This is a genomic window from Streptomyces sp. NBC_00457 (assembly GCF_036014015.1).
GTDB lineage: Bacteria > Actinomycetota > Actinomycetes > Streptomycetales > Streptomycetaceae > Streptomyces.
The window spans coordinates 8,956,863-8,975,646 of record NZ_CP107905.1 but is presented as its reverse complement, the minus strand read 5'-3'; the positions used below and the strand labels follow the sequence as shown (position 1 = coordinate 8,975,646).

The window sequence follows — 18,784 nt, the reverse complement described above, 5'->3', positions numbered from 1 at the left end:
GGACGCGCGAAGGCGCCCCCGCGGATGTCTCCGCGAGGGCGCCCTGCGCCGGGACCGAGCCTGAGACCTCGTCAGCCCCCGTCAGTCCTCGTCAGTCCTCGTCAGTCCTCGTCAGTCCTCGTCAGTCCTCGTCGGCGAGGATCAGGTACAGCTTCTTGCGGGCCTCGTTGATGACGGCCAGCGCCTTCTCGCGCTGTTCCTTGCTGCCCGTCTTCCAGACCTGCCCGAAGGCCTCCATCAGACCGAAGCCGGCCTGCCGGATCTCACCGAGGACCTCCCAGTCGACGCCGCGGGAGGCCTCCTCCCAGGGCGCCTCGGGGCCCTCCTCGGCCGCGGTACGGCCGGCCTCGGTGAGCGAGAACAGCTTCTTGCCGCCCTCGGATGCACTGGTGATCAGCCCCTCGTCCTCCAGCAGCTGGAGGGTGGGGTACACCGAGCCGGGGCTGGGCTTCCACGCCCCGCCGCTGCGCTCGGCGATCTCCTGGATCATCTCGTAACCGTGCATGGGCCGGTCCTTCAGCAGGGCGAGGATCGACGCGCGTACGTCGCCGCGCCGCGCCCTCCCCCGCGGTCCGCCGCGCCCTCGATGACCCCAGGGGCCCGGTCCGCCGAAGCCGGGGCCACCCGGCCCGAAGGGCCCGAAGGCACCGCGCAGGGCCTCGAATCCGCCTCGCTCGTGCGAGCCGTGTCCACCGTGTCCACGTTCGAATCCATGGGAACGCATCGCCATCACTCCATACAGTCGTTGATCAGTCGCGATGCCTCAACGATATATCGGAATAGCTCGCCTGGCAACACCCGCCCGCCAGACAGCGCTGAAGGCGGCCCTGAAGACGGCCCGGACCAAAATCGGTCCAGCTCCCCGGAATTGGCCTTGGCCTGCCGCTTCGCACCGCGCCTAGCGTCGACGGCATGCGGATTCGAATCGTCGACGCCTTCACCGACCGCCCCTTCGCCGGCAACCCGGCCGGCGTCCTGCTCCTGGACGCCTTCCCGGACGAGACCTGGCTCCAGAACGTGGCCAGGGAGGTCAACCACGCCGAGACGGCCTTCGCCCACCGCCTGCCCGAGGGCGGCGAGGCCGACTGGGCGCTGCGCTGGTTCACGCCCGTCACCGAGGTCGCCCTGTGCGGCCACGCCACGCTCGCCACGGCCCACGTCCTGCACACCACCGGCGCGCATCAGGGCCCGGTGCGCTTCGCCACCCGCAGCGGCGTCCTGGTCGCGACGCCGGGCGAGGACGGCTCGGTCACCCTGGACTTCCCGACCGCACCGCTCACCCCGGTCGACGTGCCGGACGGGGTCACCGACGCGCTCGGCGCCGAGCCGCGCGCCGCCTTCGACACCGGCCCGAACGTCGGCGACCTGCTCCTCGAACTCGCCGACGAGAAGACCGTCCACGCCCTGGCGCCGGACCACAAGGCGCTCGCCGCGTACTCCACCCGCGGCATCATCACCACCGCCCGCGCCGAGGACCCCACGCGGGGCTACGACTACGTCTCCCGCTGCTTCTTCCCGAACGTCGGCATCGACGAGGACGCGGTCACCGGCAGCGCCCACACGGCCCTCGCCCCCTACTGGTCCGAGCGCCTCGGCGGCCCCGGCCTCACCGGCCTCCAGGCCTCACCCCGCTCCGGCCGCGTCCACACCGAGCTGCGCGGCGACCGCACGCTGCTGACCGGACGCGCGGTCACGGTCATCGACGGGGAGCTGCTCGCGTAACGGCGATACATCGACGTACGAAAGGAGGCGTAGGAAAGGGGGCGTACGAACCTGTCGTACGCCCCCTTCGAAAGCGCTCAAGCCGTCGGCAGCCAGCCCACCTTCCCAGCCAACAGCGCGTAGCCGACGAACGCCCCTATGTCGAGCAGCGAATGAGCCACGACCAGGGGACCTACCCGGCCCCAGCGCCGGTACAGGTAGACGAACACCACGCCCATCGCCAGGTTGCCGAGGAAGCCGCCGATGCCCTGGTAGAGGTGGTAGGAGCCACGCAGTACGGAACTGGCCATCAGCGCGGTGCCCGGGGTCCAGCCCAACTGGCCGAGTCGGCGCAGCAGATAGCCGACGACGATGACCTCTTCGAGGATCGCGTTCTGCATCGCGGACATGATCAGGACCGGGTACTTCCACCACACGTCGGGCAGCGCTTCGGGCACCACCGTGAGGTTGAAGCCGAGTCCGCGGGCGGCCAGGTAGAAGGCGATGCCGGTGCTGCCGATCACCGCCGCGACGGCCGCACCGCGGCCGAGGTCCGGCCAGGGCTTGGTCCGATCGAAGCCGAGGGTGCGCAGGCTTTCGCCCTCGCGCAGCAGGAAGTGCGCGACGAGCAGGACGGGCACGAGCGCCGTGGTGATCCCGAAGAGCTGCCAGGCGAGATCCAGCCAGGGACGGCCCGGCGCGGCCGAGGCGTTGAGGGTGGCCGCCTGGTCCTTGAGACCGCCCGGTTTGGTGACCGATCCGACAAAACTGATCAGGGCGGACACACCGCTCGCACCGAGCGAAAGCCCCAGAACGAGCAGCGTCTCGGAACGGAGAATTCGCCGTGAGGGCCGCTCCTGAGGAAAAGAATCAGCCACCGACCCCGCCTCCGCCTGCACACATGCCTCCAGTTGAGTAATCCCGCCTCATCCCCATCGCCGCGCCGCTAGGGTCTCGAAAGAAGTTACGAAGATCGTGCGCGACAGGCCGTTGGGGGGCGGGCGCCGTACGGGGCGTACCTCCCCTTTGCTCGCCATGTGGCCGTTTTCCGCCACGGGGTCGACAGGGAGGGGCACCACCGTCATGGGACGTCACAGCTTGCCCGATCAGTATGGGGCGGGCGGCAGCGACCCCCGTCCACGCGCCCGCCGCCGCACGGTGGCCGTCGCCACGGCACTGGTTCTCACCATCGCCGGAGGCACCGCGGTCGCCGTCCAGAGCGGGCTGCTCTCCTTCGGCTCCTCCTGCCAGGACGACCCGGTCCGGCTGAAGCTCGCCGCCTCCCCGGACATCGCCCCCGCGCTGCGCCAGGCGGCGAAGCAGGCGCGCGAGGACGACCTCACCTCCGACGGGCGGTGCGTCGCTGTCTCGGTGAGCGCACGCGACCCGTACAAGGTCGCCGACGCGCTCGCGACGGGCGAGAAGGCCGACATCCAGGTGTGGGTGCCGGACTCGGACGTGTGGGTGCAGCGGGTCTCGGCGGACAGCGGTGCGACGCAGGTGACTCTGGCGGGCACGGTGGCGTCCACCCCGGTCGGGGTGGCGATGGTGCCGGCGGCCGCGAAGTCGCTGGGGTGGCCGAAGCGGACGTACAGCTGGCTGGAGCTCGCCGGGGCCAGCCTCCAGGACGACGCCCTCCGGCTCGGCGCGGCCGACCCGGCCCGCAGTGCGACCGGGCTGCTGGCGCTCACGCAGGTGGGCGCGGCCGCCGCGAAGATCAAGGGCGGGGACACACAGGCCGCGGCCATGATGAAGACGCTGGCGCAGCGCACCTCCGACAGCGACACCCAGGTCCTGGACACCCTGCCGCGTGACTCCTCGGGCACCGAGCAGGGCAACCCCCGGCGCAACCAGGCGCTGATCCTCAGCGAGCAGGCGGCGTTCGCGTACAACTCCTCGGCCGGCGGCGCGGGCAGCCTGGACATGTTCTATCCGAAGGACGGCTCGCCCCGGCTCGACTACCCCTACACCCTGGTCGACCAGACCCGGCTGTCGACGGACGAGAAGAGGGCCGCGATCCGGTTCACGAGCTATCTACGGCAGCCCGAGCAGCGCCGGATGCTGGAGAAGTACGGCTTTAGGACCTCCGCCGACGAGGTGTCTCAGGCGCTGGTGACCAAGGCAGGGGGCGCCAGCCCGCAGCCGTACGCGCAGCCCGCCGCGCGCCCCGCCGACGAGATCGCGCTCCAGGAAGCGCTCGGCACCTGGACGATCACGGTGCAGAGCGCCCGGATCACCACGGTCGTGGACGCCTCCGCGTCCATGTCCGAACCGGTCGGCGACACCGGACAGACCCGTATGGACGTCACCAAGGCCTCGCTGTTGCAGGCCCTCGCCACGTTCACGCCCGAGGACGAGATCGGGCTGTGGGACTTCTCCACCAAGCTGGACGGCGACAAGGACTACCGCGTCCGCGTGCCGACCGAGCGGCTCGGCGACCGGGCCGGCGAGGGCACACAGCGGGATCTGCTGTCGGCGGCGTTCAGCGCGCTGGCGCCGGTGCCGAACGGGGCGACCGGGCTGTACGACACGACGCTCGCCGCGTATCAGGCGGCCACGTCCTCGTACGACAAGGGAAAGTTCAACGCGCTGGTCATCCTCACCGACGGCGTGAACCAGGACCCCGGCAGCATCTCCCGCTCCGACCTCGTCGAGCGGCTGGAGCAGCTCACCAACCCCGAGCGCCCGGTGCCGCTCATCATGATCGCCGTCGGCCCGGACGCCGACCGGGAAGAGGCCGAGCAGATCGCCAAGGCGACCGGCGGCTCAGGACACGAGGTCAGCGACCCGTCGCAGATCCACTCGGTGATCCTGCAGGCGATCGTCGCGGCGGGGGCGCGGGGGAACCAGGGCTGACCGTCGGCTCCTACCCCAGCGGCACCGCCTCCGGCAGCCCCACCGGCCAGGTGTGCACCGGCTCCCCGTGGTGCATCAGTCGGCGGTAGCACTTGGTGGTGGCCGCCAGCGCGGCCTCCCGGGACAGCCCCGACTCCAGGGCCCGGTGGAAGGTCGCCGACTGCCATGCCGCCCCGTTGACCCGGCGCCGGCAGCGCTCCTCGATCACACCGAGGTACAGGTCCCGGTCGGCCGGATCGACGCCCCACGCGTCCAGCCCGGCCTCGGCGAGCGGCAGCAGTTCGTCGCGTACGAGACTCACCGCGTCGACCTCGGTGGTGCCGCCGTAGCGCCCGCGCCGGGGCCAGATCAGGCGGGCGTCGATGCCGTGCCGGCACGCGGTGTCGAAGTTGGCGGCGGCCGCCTCGAACGGCAGCCGGGACCAGACCGGCCGGGACTCCTCGGCGAGGGCGCGGACGACGCCGTAGAAGAAGGCGGCGTTGGCGAGGACGTCCGTGACGGTCGGCCCGGCGGGCAGGACGCGGTTCTCGACGCGCAGGTGCGGGATGTCGTCGGCGATGCCGTAGACGGGACGGTTCCAGCGGTACACGGTGCCGTTGTGCAGGACGAGTTCGGCGAGTTTCGGGGTGCCGCCCGCGTCGAGGACGGCGTGGGGGTCCTCGTCGTCGCAGATGGGCAGCAGGGCCGGGAAGTAGCGCAGGTTCTCCTCGAAGAGGTCGTACGCCGAGGAGATCCACCGTTCGCCGAACCAGGTGCGCGGCCGGACGCCCTGGGCCTGGAGTTCGGGCGGGCGGGTGTCGGTGGACTGCTGGAACAGCGGCGGCCGGGACTCGCACCACAGCTCGCGGCCGAACAGGAAGGGCGAGTTGGCGCCCACGGCGATCTGCGCGGCGGCGACGGCCTGCGCGGCGTTCCACACGTCGGCGAAGCGGCCCGGCGTGACCTGGAGGTGCAGCTGGACGGAGGTGCAGGCGGCTTCCGGCGCGATGGACCTGGAGGTGCAGCGCAGATGCTCCACGCCCGCTATGTCGAGCACGAAGTCCTCGCCGCGTGCGGCCACGATCTGGTCGTTGAGGAGGGTGTAGCGGTCGACGTCGGAGAGGTTCGTGGAGACCAGGTCGTCGCGGTCGAGCGTCGGCAGAATGCCGATCATCACGATGCCCGCATCGACCTCGCGCGCTTTCCGGTCGGCATATGCCAGCGAGGTGCGCAGTTCCTCGGCGAGCCGGTCGAATACCCGCCCGGCCAAGCGATGTGGGGCTATGTTGACTTCCAGATTGAACATGGCGAGTTCTGTTTGGAAATCTCGGCTTGCGATCCTCTCCAGTACTTGCGCATTCAGCATTTTCGGCATGCCGTCGGCACCGGTGAGATTCAATTCGATCTCCAGCCCCATGAGGTTCTTCGGGCGATCGAACCGCTGCTCCGCCAGAAGCCGCTCCAGGCCCGTCAGGCACTCCCGGAGCTTGCCGCGGTACCGCTGCCGATCGGACAGGTCGAACCCGCCTGCCACGACCTTCTCCCCCATCGGAGCGTCCCTCCTCGAATGGGCGGGCCGATCAGGTCCGGCCGCCGGTGTCCCGGGTCAGGTGGGATGATGCCCAGCCGAAGCGATCGATAACGTCGCGGGCAGAGCGGGCGCGCGCTACTCTGACGGACGTGACCGGCGGCACATTCACCGGGCATGGCACATAGTGCAGTTTCCGGCACCTTGCCAACTCGTGAAAAACACCGACGAGTATTGGCCGACCGAGTCATCGGCATTTCCCGAGGTCATCGCTGGGCGACGGGTTCGGAACAGGGATGATTCCCGCTGGCCGCCGACCGAATGGCCCCTTGCCGAAGTCCCCGGAAACAGCTAGACGAAACACAATGTGAACACGTGTCGTATAAACTCCGCGAACAAGGCAGAGGGTTGGCGCCCCGGTCCGGGTTCCTGCCGTCAGGTGACGTGCGGCAGGCTTCACTCACACCCACGCACCCCCAGACCCCGGCCCCCGCCTCTCTGACCCCGTGAGCTGACAGCGCCGTCCGCCCCCGCCACGCCCGCCCTCGCGCCACTGTGCCTGTCGAATGAGAGGCGACCCACCATGCCGCTGCATGTCCCCCCGGCTCCAGCGCCCGCCCTTCGCTCCGTCCTCACCGCCCTCGGTTCCCCCACCGCGGTCCGCGAGGCCCGGACTCCCGCCCTGCGCACCGCACAGGGCACCGCCACTCCCGAACTCCCACTGCCCGTGCACGTACTCGACCGCATCACCTCCGAGGGCGTGTCCGCGACCCGGCTGGCCGGGTGGCGTTTCCTGATCCGCTGCGGCGACCGCGCGGTGGCCGCGGCCGAGACCATGCTGACCCCCGACGGCTGGGCCTTCTCGCACTTCTTCGAGGGCCCGTACGTCGCCTCCACCGAGCGCGCGCTGCGCCAGGCCGAGTCGGTGACCGGGGCCTACCAGCCCCGCCTGCTGTCCCTGCCCGGCCTGTACATGCTCACGCTGTGGCTGCACGGCGACTGCTCATCGGACGGCACCACCGGCCACCCCACCGCCACCGACCTGCTCGTCCCGCTGGCGCCGGCCCCGCCCGGCATCGCGGCCCACCGGCCGCACCGGGTCGCCGAGCTCCTCCCGATGCTCACCCACCGGGTGACGCCCGCCCCGCTGCTCGGCCAGCCCGCCTGACCGACCGGCCCCGCGAAACACCCTCGTACCCCGCCACCGGAATTCCGGGTAGCGGGGTACGACGCTGTTTGCCGGAACCCGTACGCTCGTACGCGCTGCAAAAAGCTGCAGAAACGGTTGTAGGCGCCTGGAACCCTCATCAAGCCCTATCACGCTCGCACGAGCATTACGGCGCTCTAACGAGCCGAATAGGGTCGCCTCCCCGTACTGACTAGCCCCATCCGACCATCCTGAACCACCCGAAGTGGCCGTGCAGTTGGAATGAACCCTTCGCGCGGGTGATGCGTCCTGAACCTGTGAGAAGTGGTGCCGCTAAATCCCTGCGGAATGACGCCCGTGGGGCAACACTGGGTTCCGACCGACTTAAACATACGGGGGCGGCCATGAACGAGGCTTCACGCCACAGGACAGACCCGACAACCCACTCACTCCACACGACACAGCGAAAGAACCCACCCATGTGCCAGCACCAGCCACCCTGTCCGACAGCCGAATCAGCCGACCGGGAGTCCGCCCGACTCGTCGCGCACCACCCGGAGCAGGGATGGAGCCTGCTGTGCAACGGCGTTCTGCTGTTCGAGGACACCGGTGAGCTTCTGCCCGACGGCCAGATCATCGCCCCGCACCGCACAGTGGTGATGACCGCGGCCTGAGCGGCACCGGGCGGACCGACCTCCCGCCCGGAGACATGAGGGGCCGGACGCAGACACATCCTGCGAACCGGCCCCGACGCATGTCGGGCGCCCGTCACTCCCCGTAGTCCCCCGTGCGTGATCCGGTCCACCGCACCACTTCCCTTCCCAACACCACCCGCTTTCCGGAAGACTCCTGGAAGTTTCGAGGCGTGTGTCCGGTAGGGCAGTGGCGGATGCGCAACCGGTCGACGGAGGTGGCGAATTGGCAGCACGCGAGGTCGATGCCGAGCAGGCGCCACAGGACGGGGGCAGGGTCACGATCACGGAGATCGCCCGGCAGGCGGGGGTCTCGGTGCCGACCGTGTCCCGGGTCGTCAACGGCCGCTCGGACGTGTCGCCCCACACCCGCGCCCGCGTGGAGGACCTGCTGCGCCGGCACGGCTACCGCAGGCGCCCCACGACCTCAGCCACCCGTGCCGCCCTGCTCGACCTGGTCTTCAACAGCCTCGACAGCCCCTGGGCCGTGGAGATCATCCGGGGTGTGGAGGAGGCGGCCCACACGGCCGGCGTCGGCACCGTGGTGTCGGCGATCCACGGACGCTCGGGCGGCGCCCGCGAGTGGATGCGCAACCTGCGGGCCCGCGCCTCCGACGGCGTCATCCTGGTCACCTCGGCCCTGGAGCCGCTGCTGTACGAGGAACTGCGCATCCTCGGCGTCCCGCTCGTGATCGTCGACCCGGCCGGCTCGCCCGCCCTGGACGCCCCCACCATCGGCGCCGCCAACTGGTCCGGCGGCATGGCGGCCACCGAGCATCTGCTGGCCCTCGGCCACCGCAGGATCGGCCTGATCGCCGGGCCGCCCCGGCTGCTGTGCTCCCGGGCCCGGCTCGACGGCTACCGCACCGCCCTGGAAAGCGCCGGTCTCACGCTCGACGACACCCTCGTCGTGCCCGGCGACTTCCACCCCGAGTCCGGATTCACCGGCTGCAACGCCCTCCTGGACCTGCCCGATCCGCCCACCGCCGTCTTCGCGGCCAGCGACCAGATGGCGCTCGGCGCGATCGAGGCGCTGCGCCGGCGGGGCCTCAGGGTGCCGGAGGACATGAGCGTGGTCGGATTCGACGACGTTCCGGAAGTCCGCTGGTCGGCCCCGCCGCTCACCACCGTCCGCCAGCCGCTCGCCGACATGGGCAAGCTCGCCGTCCGTACCGTGCTGCGCCTGGCCCGCGGCGAGCAGCCGGACTCGCCGCGGGTGGAGCTGGGCACAGAGCTGGTGGTGCGGTCGAGCACGGCCCCCGCTAGCTGAGCGCCTCCCGGATCGCGAAGTACGCGGGCTTGGGCCGCAGTTCCTCGTCCCAGGGCAGCGCCGCGCCCTCACCCGCGAAGAACGCCGGGATCCAGGAGTATTTGTCGGTGTAGTCCCACAGCGTGATCCCCACGCAGCGCCGCACGGCGAGGCACGCCTCGGTCATCTCCCGGTACCACTCCGCCTGCGTGGCCAGCTTGGCCTCGTCGGCGGGCACGTACATGCGCACATCCACCTCGGTGAGCGCGGTGTCCAGGCCCAGCCGGGAGAAGCGGCGGAGGTTGTCCTCCAGGGTGCTCGGATAGCCGTACTGGAGGGCGAGATGGGCCTGCAGGCCGAAGCCGTGGAGCGGGACGCGCTGCGCCTTCAGCTCCTTGACCAGCCGGTAGTAGGCGTCGCTCTTCGGGCCGATCCCCTCGACGTTGTAGTCGTTGAGGTAGAGCTTGGCCTTCGGGTCGGCCTGGTGGGCCCAGCGCAGGGCGTCGGCGATGTAGCCCGGGCCGAGGGTCTTGTAGAAGATCGTCTCCCGGTAGGTGCCGTCCTCGTTGAAGGCCTCGTTGACGACGTCCCAGGCGTAGACCTTGCCCCGGTAGTGGCGTACTTCCGTCTGGATGTGCTTCTTCAGTACGGCCCTCAGCTCGGGGGCCGTCCACTCGCGCGAGGTGAGCCAGTCCGGGAGCTGGCTGTGCCAGACCAGGGTGTGGCCGCGTACGCGCTGGTGGTTGGCGCGGGCGAGGTTCACGATCTCGTCGCCCTGGGAGAAGTCGAAGACGCCCTGCTGGGGTTCGGTGGCGTACCACTTCATCCCGTTGCCGGGGGTGATCATGTCGAACTCGGTGCCGAGGATCGCCTTGTAGGGCTCGTCGGTGAGCTCGGGGTTGTCGGTGGCGCTGCCGAAGTAGCGGCCGTGGCGCTGGGCGAGTTCGGCGAGGGTCGGCTGGTCGGGGGCCGGCCGGTCCTCACCGGCCTGGGCCGCCGGGACGCCGGCGGCCAGGAGCAGGGCGACGAATGCGCCGGTGAGTCTGAGCCGTGTGCGGGTGGTGCGCATGGTGCGACTCCTCACGGTCGATGTGGTGTACGTCCGCCGGCGCGGGTCATCCCTTGGTGGCGCCGGCGGTGAGGCCGCCGACGAGCTGACGCTCGGCGACCGAGTAGAAGGCGAGTGCGGGGACCATGGCCAGGACGAGATAGGCGAAGACCCTGGCGTACTCCGCGGAGTACTGGCCCTGGAACTGCTGGACGCCGATCGGGATGGTCCACCACGTGGAGTCGGTGAACACCAGCAGCGGAAGGAAGAAGTTGTTCCAGCTGGTGACGACGGCGAGCACGGAGACGGTGCCGAGCGCGGGCCGCGCCATCGGCAGCAGGACCCGCCAGAAGAACCCGAGCGGGGTGCACCCGTCGAGCGTGGCCGCCTCCTCCAGCTCGCCGGGGATCTCCCGGAAGAAGCCGCGCAGGATGATGATGGTCATCGGCAGCCCGAACGCGGCCTGCGGCAGGATCACGCCCAGCGGGTTGTCCAGCAGGCCCAGGGAGCGCAGCAGCAGGAACAGCGGCAGCGCCGCCACCGCGAAGGGGAACATCAGCCCCATCGTGAACAGGGTGAACAGGAACTCCCGGCCGCGGAAGGAGAACCGGGCGAAGGAGAAGGCGGCGAGCGCGGACACCGCGACGACCAGGACGGTCGTACCGATGGCGATGAACGTGCTGCTGCCGACCAGCCGCCAGAAGGAACCGGAGCCGAGGATGTCGGTGTAGTTGGAGGTCACCCACGACTCGGGCAGCCCGATCGGGTTCCGGGAGAGCTCGTCGGTGGACTTGAAGCCGGAGATGACCGCGTAGAGCAGCGGTATGCCCATGATCGCGCCGACGAGGACGAGGATGACGTGGAACGGGAGTTGCCGCGCCGGTGCCTTCACTTCTGGCCTCCCCGCATGGTCGTGGTCGCCCCTTCGAGGTCGCGGCGGAGCACGAACCTCTGGTAGGCGAGGGCGAAGACGAGACTGATGCCGAACATGACCACGCTGATCGCGCTGGCATAGCCGACCTGGTAGCGCTTGAAGCCGTACTGGAACATGGTCACGGCCATGGTCTCGGAGTGATGGTCGGGGCCGCCCGCGGTGGTCACCCACACCAGGTCGAAGAGCTGGATGGCGCCGATGACGGACAGGAAGACGCTGATGCGCAGGGTGGGCGCGAGCAGCGGCAGGGTGACGTTGCGGAAGCGCTGCCAGGGGCTCGCGCCGTCGATGAGCGCCGCCTCCGTCAACTCGGCCGGGATGGACTGGAGTCCGGCCAGGTAGAGCATCATGTGGAAGCCGAAGTACTTCCAGGTCATGACGAGGAACAGGGTCGCCATCACGGTGGAGGGGTCCGCGAACCAGGTCCCGCCGAGCCCGTCCAGGCCCACGCTGCCCAGGACCTGGTCGGCGAGACCGTCGTCCGGGGCGAAGATCATCGCGAACAGGATGCCGGTGATGGCCTCGGACAGGACGTACGGCGCGAAGAACAGCATCCGGTACACGGCCCGGCCGCGGATCCGCTGGTTCAGCAGGACGGCCATGGCGAGCGCGAACGGCAGTTGTATGGCGAGCGACAGCAGGACCAGGACGAGGCAGCGCCACAGGTCGCCCAGGAAGACCGGGTCGTCGAAGAGCCGGGTGAAGTTGTCGACGCCGACGTAGTCGGAGGGCATGCCGAAGCCGCCCCACCGGAAGAAGGCGGCGTACAGGGCGAACAGGATCGGCAGCAGGACCAGCACCAGGAACAGCACCAGCGCGGGCAGTTGGAAGCCGACCGCGGTGAGCCAGTTCAGCGTCCGCCGCCGGGCCCGCCCCCGGCCTGCCCTGACTGCCGGGGGCGGGGTCTCGGCGTCGGCGCCGGTCCGCTTGTCCGGAAGGAACGTGGAGGTCATCGGGGCCTACTGCTCTTCCTTCGCGGTCTGTGTGATCGACTCGGTGACCTGCTCGGGCGACTTGGAACCGGCGATCAGCGCGCCCACACTGTCGTTGACCTCCTGGCCGAGCGCGGGTGCGTACGCCTGGTCCAGGTAGAGCTGGAAGCCGGTGGAGCCCTTCAACTGCGCCTGTACGGCCTTGAGGTTGGGGTCGGTGAGGGCCTTCTCGGCGGCGGGCACCACCGGAATGGCGCCGGTCTTCTTGACCAGTTCCAGGTCCGTCACCTCGGAGGCGAAGAACTCCAGGAAGTCGACGGCGGCCTGCGGAGCGCCCTGCCGCAGGGCGTGTCCGCCGCCCCCGCCGAACACCTCGGTGATGGCGCCCTTGCCGCCCTCGACCTCCGGGAACGGGAAGAACCCGAGGTCGTCGCCGAGGCCCTTGCCCGCGTCCGCCTGGACCACCGGCGCCCACTGGCCCATGAGTTCCATCGCCGACTTGCCGTTGCCGACGGCGGCGGCCTGGCCGGTGGGGCTGGAGTAGGCGGCGCCGAGGAACCCCCTCTGGAACGGCTGGAGATCGACGAGTTCCTTGAGATGCTGTCCGGCCTGCACGAACTCGGCGCCGGTGAAGTCCTTGTCGTCGTTGGCCTTTTCCAGCGCGCCGGCGCCCGCGGTGCGCATCGCCAGGTACGCCCAGTAGTACATGCCGGTCCACGTCTCCTTGCCCGCGAGGGCGAGGGGGGTGATGCCGGCGGACTTCAGCTTGCCGACCGCGTCGAGGAAGCCGCTCCAGGTGGTGGGCGGCGTGGCGATTCCGGCCTGCTTGAACAGCGCCTTGTTGTACCAGAAACCGATCATGCCGATGTCGAACGGGATGCCGTACAGCCGGTCGTCCAGCAGATACGGCTTCTTCGCGGCCGACAGCAGACCGTCGGACCACGGCTTCGTGCGGTCCGTGAGGTCCTCGACGAGCCCGGCGTCGACCTGCTGCTTCAGGACGCCGCCGCCCCACGTGTGGAAGATGTCCGGCAGCTTCCCGGAGGCAGTCAGCGCCGTCATCTTCGATTTGTAGGCGTCGTTCTCCAACTGGACGATCTTTATCTTGACCTTGGGGTTCTGGGCCTCGAACTTCTTCGCGAGGCCGGCCCAGACATCCTTCGCCGGCTGAGTGGTGGAGATGTTCCACCACTCGACCGTCGTCGTCCCCGAGGATCCTCCGTCCGAGTCGCCGCCACAGCCGCTCAATGCCGTCATGCCCAGACCGGCCGCGGCGGAGGCCGCCAGGAAGCCGCGGCGGGACAGTGCCCGGTCGCCCATCATGCGCTCCTTGGGTACGGGACAGCGCGTCCACGCCTGTCCACTGGACCGAAACTTTCGGAACAATTCCAGAAAGCTTCGCTGCTGCCGCACCCTAGAGACAGCAGCCAAAGCGTGGCAACCCCTTGTACGCAGCGAATCTGCGGTCGGGGGAGAAGGCGCCCGCGTCGGGGCGGGATGGCAGCGCACGCACAGCCGCTCTGTCGACCTCGTATGTCCGCATGGGGTCAGCCCTGCCAGCTTGAACGAAACATTCGCCTTCGTCGACGAACCTTACGGAGCGGACTGCAATTCATCCTTCGAAGCGGTAACCCATGCCCGGTTCGGTGATGAGGTAGCGGGGGTGCGAGGGGTCCGCCTCCAACTTGCGGCGCAGCTGGGCCATGTAGACGCGCAGATAGTTGGTCTTGTTGCGCTGGGACACCCCCCAGACCTCCTGGAGGAGGTACTTCTGCGTGACGAGGCGGCCGGGGTGGGTGACCAGGATCTCCAGCAGATGCCATTCGGTCGGCGTCAGGCGCACGTCGCGCCCGCCGCGTACGGCCTTCTTGGCGAGCAGATCGATGGTGAACTCGTCGGTCGTGACCCGTGTCGTCTCGGCGGTGAGCGGTGCCTCCTCGGTGCGGCGAACGGCGGCCCGCAGCCGGGCAAGCAGCTCGTCCATGCTGAAGGGCTTGGTGATGTAGTCGTCGGCGCCCGCGTCGAGCGCGGCGACCTTCTCGTCGGACCCCTGGCGGGCCGACAGCACCAGGATCGGCACACGGGTCCAGCCGCGCACGGCCTTGATGACGTCGACCCCGTCCATGTCGGGCAGGCCGAGGTCGAGCACCATCACGTCCGGCCGGTGCGCGGCCGCCAGCCGGAGGGCCGTGGCGCCGTCGGGCGCCGCGTCCACTCCGTACCGGCGTGCCTGCATGTTGATCACGAGTGCCCGTACGAGCTGTGGGTCGTCTTCCACGACCAGCACTCGGGTCATCAGTTGCCCTTGGTCAGTTCCTTGAGAGCGATGTTGAGTTCGAGGACGTTCACCCGGGGCTCACCCATGAAGCCGAGGGTGCGGCCCTCGGTGTGCTGATCGACGAGCTTCTGGACCTGGCCGGCGGACAGGCCGTTGCGCTCGGCGACCCGGTGCACCTGGAGGTCGGCGTAGGCGGGCGAGATGTCCGGGTCCAGGCCCGAGGCGGAGGACGTGACCGCGTCGGCGGGTACGTCGGACGGCTTCACCTTGTAGTCGGCCGTCGAGTTGTCCTTGACGACCTTGGCCTGGGCTTCCTTGACCCATTTGATGAGTTCGGGGTTGTCGCCGGAGCGGTTGGTCGCGCCCGAAAGGATCAGCTTGTACTGGGTGTTGACCGAGTTCTCGCCCAGTCCATTGGCGGGTCGCGGCTGGAAGTAGTCCAGGCTGTAGCCCTGTTGCCCGATCAGGGACGAGCCGACGACCTTTCCGTCCGCCGTGATCTCCGAGCCGTTCGCCTTGTCGTTGAACAGCGCCTGGGCCACACCGGTGACCGCGAGCGGATAGAGGATGCCGGTGAGCACGGTCAACACCAGCAGCGCGCGCAGGCCCGCCCCGAGCAACCGGGCTGTGTTCGTGACCGAGTTGTTCATGGCGATCAACCGATTCCGGGGATGAGGGAGATGAGCATGTCGATGATCTTGATCCCGATGAAGGGGGCGCCCAGGCCGCCGAGGCCGTAGATCCCGAGGTTCCGCCGCAGCATGCGGTCCGCGCTCATCGGCCGGTACCGCACACCGCGAAGGGCGAGCGGGACCAGCGCGATGATGATCAGCGCGTTGAAGACGACCGCGGACAGGATCGCGGAGTCCGGCGAGGACAGGTTCATGATGTTGAGCTTGTCCAGGCCCGGGTAGACCGCCGCGAACAGCGCCGGGATGATCGCGAAGTACTTCGCGACGTCGTTGGCGATGGAGAACGTGGTCAACGCGCCCCGGGTGATGAGGAGTTGCTTGCCGATCTCGACGATCTCGATGAGCTTGGTCGGGTTGGAGTCGAGGTCGACCATGTTGCCGGCCTCCTTGGCGGCCGATGTACCGGTGTTCATCGCCACGCCGACGTCGGCCTGCGCGAGCGCGGGCGCGTCGTTCGTGCCATCACCCGTCATCGCGACGAGCTTGCCGCCCGCCTGTTCCCGCTTGATCAGCGCCATCTTGTCCTCGGGAGTGGCCTCCGCGAGGAAGTCGTCGACGCCCGCCTCCTCGGCGATCGCCTTGGCGGTCAGCGGGTTGTCACCCGTGATCATGACGGTCTTGATGCCCATGCGGCGCAATTCGTCGAACCGCTCCCGCATACCGTCCTTGACGACGTCCTTGAGGTGGATGACGCCCAGAATGCGGGCGCACTCCGAGTCCTCCACGGCGACCAGCAGCGGCGTACCGCCGGCCTCGGAGATCCTGTTGGCAAGGGTGTCCGCGTCCTCGGCGACCTCGCCGCCCTGCTCCCGTACCCAGGTGATCACCGAACCGGCCGCGCCCTTGCGGACCTTGCGCCCGTCGACGTCCACGCCCGACATACGAGTCTGGGCGGTGAAGGCGATCCACTCGGCCTGCGCCAGCTCACCCTGGTGCCGCTCCCGCAGCCCGTACTTCTCCTTCGCCAGTACGACGATGGAGCGGCCCTCGGGCGTCTCGTCGGCCAGCGAGGAGAGCTGGGCGGCGTCGGCGACCTCGGCCTCGGTGGTGCCGCTCACCGGCACGAACTCGGCGGCCTGACGGTTGCCGAGCGTGATGGTGCCGGTCTTGTCGAGCAGCAGCGTGGAGACGTCACCGGCGGCCTCGACCGCCCTGCCGGACATGGCGAGTACGTTGCGCTGCACCAGCCGGTCCATGCCCGCGATGCCGATCGCGGAGAGCAGCGCGCCGATCGTCGTCGGGATCAGGCAGACCAGCAGGGCCACCAGGACGACCAGCGTCAGATGGGTGCCCGCGTAGTCGGCGAACGGCGGCAGCGTGGCCACCGCGAGCAGGAAGACGATCGTCAAAGAAGCGAGCAGGATGTTCAGCGCGATCTCGTTCGGCGTCTTCTGCCGCGCGGCACCCTCGACCAGGTTGATCATCCGGTCGATGAAGGTCTCGCCCGGCTTTGTCGTGATCTTGATGACGATGCGGTCGGAGAGCACCTTCGTACCGCCGGTGACGGCGCTCCGGTCGCCGCCGGACTCACGGATGACCGGGGCCGACTCGCCGGTGATCGCCGACTCGTCGACGCTGGCCACGCCCTCGACCACGTCTCCGTCGCCGGGGATGATGTCGCCCGCCTCGCAGACGACCAGGTCGCCGATCCGCAGTTCGGTGCCGGCGACCACGGTGCCGTCGACCCTGCGGGCCACCGTGTCGGTCTTGGCCTTGCGCAGGGTGTCCGCCTGCGCCTTGCCACGGCCCTCGGCGACGGCCTCCGCGAGGTTCGCGAAGATCACCGTCAGCCACAGCCAGGCGCTGATCGCCCAGCCGAACCAGTCACCCGGGTCCGTGAAGGAGAAGACCGTCGTCAGGACGGACCCGACCAACACCACGAACATCACGGGGGACTTGATCATCACCCGCGGGTCGAGCTTGCGGAAGGCGTCCGGCAGCGACTTCAGCAGCTGGCCGGCGTCGAACAGGCCCGCCCCGACGCGGCCTTCGGGAGCCTTGTGCCCGGTCGGCGCGTCCTGGTGGGGCGCACGGGTGGGAGTGGACATGGAGTCCTCGTGATTCGTTACGTCGGTGGTCATGCCGCCAACCCCTCGGCCAGCGGGCCCAGCGCGAGGGCCGGGAAATAGGTGAGACCGGTGATGATCAGGATCGCGCCCACCAACAGGCCGGTGAACAGCGGCTTCTCGGTGCGCAGCGTGCCTGCGGTGACCGGCACCGGCTGCTGCTCGGCGAGCGAGCCGGCCAGCGCCAGCACGAACACCATCGGCAGGAAGCGGCCGAGCAGCATCGCCAGACCGAGCGTGCTGTTGAACCACTGCGTGTCCGCGTTCAGACCGGCGAACGCCGAGCCGTTGTTGTTCGAGGCGGACGTGTAGGCGTACAGGATCTCGGAGAATCCATGCGCCCCGCTGTTGGTCATGGAGTGCACCGGCGTCGGCAGCGCCATCGCGAAGGCGGTGAGGACGAGCACCAGCGCCGGGGTGATGAGGATGTAGCAGGCGGCCAGTTTGATCTGGCGAGTGCCGATCTTCTTGCCCAGGTACTCGGGCGTACGGCCGACCATCAGACCGGCGATGAACACCGCGATGACCGCCATGATCAGCATGCCGTAGAGGCCGGAGCCGGTACCGCCGGGCGCGATCTCGCCCAGCATCATGCCGAGCATGGTGATGCCGCCGCCGAGACCGGTGAACGAGGAGTGGAAGGAGTCCACCGCGCCGGTCGAGGTGAGCGTGGTCGACACGGCGAAGATCGACGAGGCGCCGACGCCGAAGCGGTTCTCCTTGCCCTCCATCGCCCCGCGGGCGAGCTCGAAGGCCGTGCCGTGGTGGGCGAACTCGGTCCACATCATCAGGGCGACGAAACCGACCCAGATGGTCGCCATCGTGGCGAGGATCGCGTAACCCTGCCTGACCGAGCCGACCATGACACCGAAGGTCCGGGTCAGCGAGAACGGGATGACCAGGAGCAGGAAGATCTCGAAGAGGTTCGAGAAGGGGGTGGGGTTCTCGAACGGGTGGGCACTGTTGGCGTTGAAGTAGCCGCCACCGTTGGTGCCGATCTCCTTGATGGCCTCCTGAGAGGCGACCGCACCGCCGTTCCACTGCTGTTGGCCACCCATGAACTGACCGACCTCGTGGATCCCGGAGAAGTTCTGGATCACACCGCACGCGACCAGCACGACCGCGGCGACGGCCGCCAACGGCAGCAGGATGCGTACGACACCACGCACCAAGTCGGCCCAGAAGTTGCCGAGTTCACCGGTACGGGAGCGCGCGAACCCTCGTACCAGCGCCACCGCCACGGCGATACCGACCGCGGCCGACACAAAGTTCTGCACGGCCAGACCGGCGGTCTGCACGACATGGCCCATGGCCTGCTCGCCGTAGTACGCCTGCCAGTTGGTGTTGGTCACGAAGGACACGGCGGTGTTGAACGCCTGGTCCGGATCGATCGAGGCGAACCCGAGCGAGCCGGGCAGGACACCCTGGAGCCGCTGGAGGGCGTACAGGAAGAGGACGCCGATCACCGAGAAGGCCAGCACCCCGCGCAGATACGCGGGCCAGCGCATCTCCGTGTCGGGGTTGGCTCCGATCCCCTTGTAGATCCACTTCTCGACCCGCCAGTGCCGGTCGGAGGAGTAGACCCTGGCCATGTAGTTGCCGAGGGGGATGTAGGCGAGCGCCAGCGCCGCTATCAAGGCAAGCAGCTGAAGGATGCCTGCGAGTACGGGACCCATATCTGT

The 18,784-nt window shown here is 69.1% G+C and carries 16 protein-coding genes; 5 read left to right on the top strand and 11 right to left on the bottom strand.

Going from position 1 to position 18,784, the window contains the following annotated elements:
• Positions 1-121 precede the first annotated feature (121 nt).
• The gene (locus OG828_RS41005) at positions 122-724 is read right to left on the bottom strand and encodes a PadR family transcriptional regulator (protein WP_328368569.1); all 603 of its coding nucleotides are present in this window, start codon (positions 722-724) and stop codon (positions 122-124) included.
• A 188-nt stretch (positions 725-912) separates the two neighbouring features.
• On the opposite strand from OG828_RS41005, the gene OG828_RS41000 reads away from it, so the two are divergent.
• On the top strand, positions 913-1,722 hold the full coding sequence (locus OG828_RS41000; RefSeq protein WP_328504004.1) for a PhzF family phenazine biosynthesis protein: 810 nt from the start codon (positions 913-915) through the stop codon (positions 1,720-1,722).
• 77 nt (positions 1,723-1,799) lie between these two features.
• On the opposite strand, the gene OG828_RS40995 is transcribed toward OG828_RS41000, so the two are convergent.
• Positions 1,800-2,600 (bottom strand): CPBP family intramembrane glutamic endopeptidase, encoded by an 801-nt coding sequence (locus OG828_RS40995; RefSeq protein WP_328441658.1) that lies wholly within the window; start codon positions 2,598-2,600, stop codon positions 1,800-1,802.
• Between the two features lie 184 nt (positions 2,601-2,784).
• Between OG828_RS40995 and OG828_RS40990 the strand changes: the two genes are divergently transcribed.
• Positions 2,785-4,557, top strand: a complete 1,773-nt coding sequence (locus OG828_RS40990) for a substrate-binding and VWA domain-containing protein (protein ID WP_328504003.1) — start codon at positions 2,785-2,787, stop codon at positions 4,555-4,557.
• 10 nt (positions 4,558-4,567) lie between these two features.
• On the opposite strand, the gene OG828_RS40985 is transcribed toward OG828_RS40990, so the two are convergent.
• Complete coding sequence (locus tag OG828_RS40985) at positions 4,568-6,085, bottom strand: glutamate--cysteine ligase (protein WP_328441656.1); 1,518 nt, start codon at positions 6,083-6,085, stop codon at positions 4,568-4,570.
• A gap of 562 nt (positions 6,086-6,647) precedes the next feature.
• On the opposite strand from OG828_RS40985, the gene OG828_RS40980 reads away from it, so the two are divergent.
• The 3 genes from OG828_RS40980 to OG828_RS40970 all read left to right on the top strand — a co-directional run bounded on the left by OG828_RS40980 (position 6,648) and on the right by OG828_RS40970 (position 9,173).
• Positions 6,648-7,232 carry a hypothetical protein gene (locus tag OG828_RS40980; protein WP_328504002.1) on the top strand — a complete coding sequence of 195 codons (585 nt, stop codon included), beginning with the start codon at positions 6,648-6,650 and terminating at the stop codon, positions 7,230-7,232.
• 458 nt (positions 7,233-7,690) lie between these two features.
• Positions 7,691-7,885: a DUF5999 family protein gene (locus tag OG828_RS40975; RefSeq protein WP_328368552.1), complete on the top strand. Its 195-nt coding sequence runs from the start codon at positions 7,691-7,693 to the stop codon at positions 7,883-7,885.
• A gap of 244 nt (positions 7,886-8,129) precedes the next feature.
• On the top strand, positions 8,130-9,173 hold the full coding sequence (locus OG828_RS40970; protein WP_328504001.1) for a LacI family DNA-binding transcriptional regulator: 1,044 nt from the start codon (positions 8,130-8,132) through the stop codon (positions 9,171-9,173).
• Here the strand turns inward: OG828_RS40970 and OG828_RS40965 are convergent.
• The 8 genes from OG828_RS40965 to kdpA all read right to left on the bottom strand — a co-directional run bounded on the left by OG828_RS40965 (position 9,166) and on the right by kdpA (position 18,778).
• The gene (locus OG828_RS40965; RefSeq protein WP_328504000.1) at positions 9,166-10,221 is read right to left on the bottom strand and encodes an endo-1,4-beta-xylanase; all 1,056 of its coding nucleotides are present in this window, start codon (positions 10,219-10,221) and stop codon (positions 9,166-9,168) included. The two genes, OG828_RS40970 and OG828_RS40965, sit on opposite strands and share 8 nt — an antisense overlap.
• A gap of 46 nt (positions 10,222-10,267) precedes the next feature.
• Positions 10,268-11,032, bottom strand: coding sequence for a carbohydrate ABC transporter permease (locus OG828_RS40960; protein ID WP_246884931.1), 765 nt, complete (start codon positions 11,030-11,032; stop codon positions 10,268-10,270).
• Positions 11,033-11,088: 56 nt separating this feature from the next.
• Positions 11,089-12,087: a carbohydrate ABC transporter permease gene (locus OG828_RS40955; RefSeq protein ID WP_328368546.1), complete on the bottom strand. Its 999-nt coding sequence runs from the start codon at positions 12,085-12,087 to the stop codon at positions 11,089-11,091.
• A gap of 6 nt (positions 12,088-12,093) precedes the next feature.
• Positions 12,094-13,386, bottom strand: a complete 1,293-nt coding sequence (locus tag OG828_RS40950; protein WP_328505025.1) for an extracellular solute-binding protein — start codon at positions 13,384-13,386, stop codon at positions 12,094-12,096.
• Between the two features lie 292 nt (positions 13,387-13,678).
• The gene (locus OG828_RS40945) at positions 13,679-14,362 is read right to left on the bottom strand and encodes a response regulator transcription factor (protein ID WP_328368544.1); all 684 of its coding nucleotides are present in this window, start codon (positions 14,360-14,362) and stop codon (positions 13,679-13,681) included.
• On the bottom strand, positions 14,362-14,994 hold the full coding sequence (locus tag OG828_RS40940; RefSeq protein ID WP_328503999.1) for a potassium-transporting ATPase subunit C: 633 nt from the start codon (positions 14,992-14,994) through the stop codon (positions 14,362-14,364). Before OG828_RS40940 ends, OG828_RS40945 begins: the two co-directional genes overlap by 1 nt.
• Positions 14,995-14,999: 5 nt before the next feature.
• A complete protein-coding gene (gene kdpB / locus OG828_RS40935) occupies positions 15,000-17,117 on the bottom strand; it encodes a potassium-transporting ATPase subunit KdpB (RefSeq protein ID WP_328503998.1) in 2,118 nt (705 codons plus the stop codon).
• Complete coding sequence (gene kdpA, locus OG828_RS40930) at positions 17,114-18,778, bottom strand: potassium-transporting ATPase subunit KdpA (protein WP_328503997.1); 1,665 nt, start codon at positions 18,776-18,778, stop codon at positions 17,114-17,116. Before kdpA ends, kdpB begins: the two co-directional genes overlap by 4 nt.
• Between the last annotated feature and the right edge of the window lie 6 nt (positions 18,779-18,784).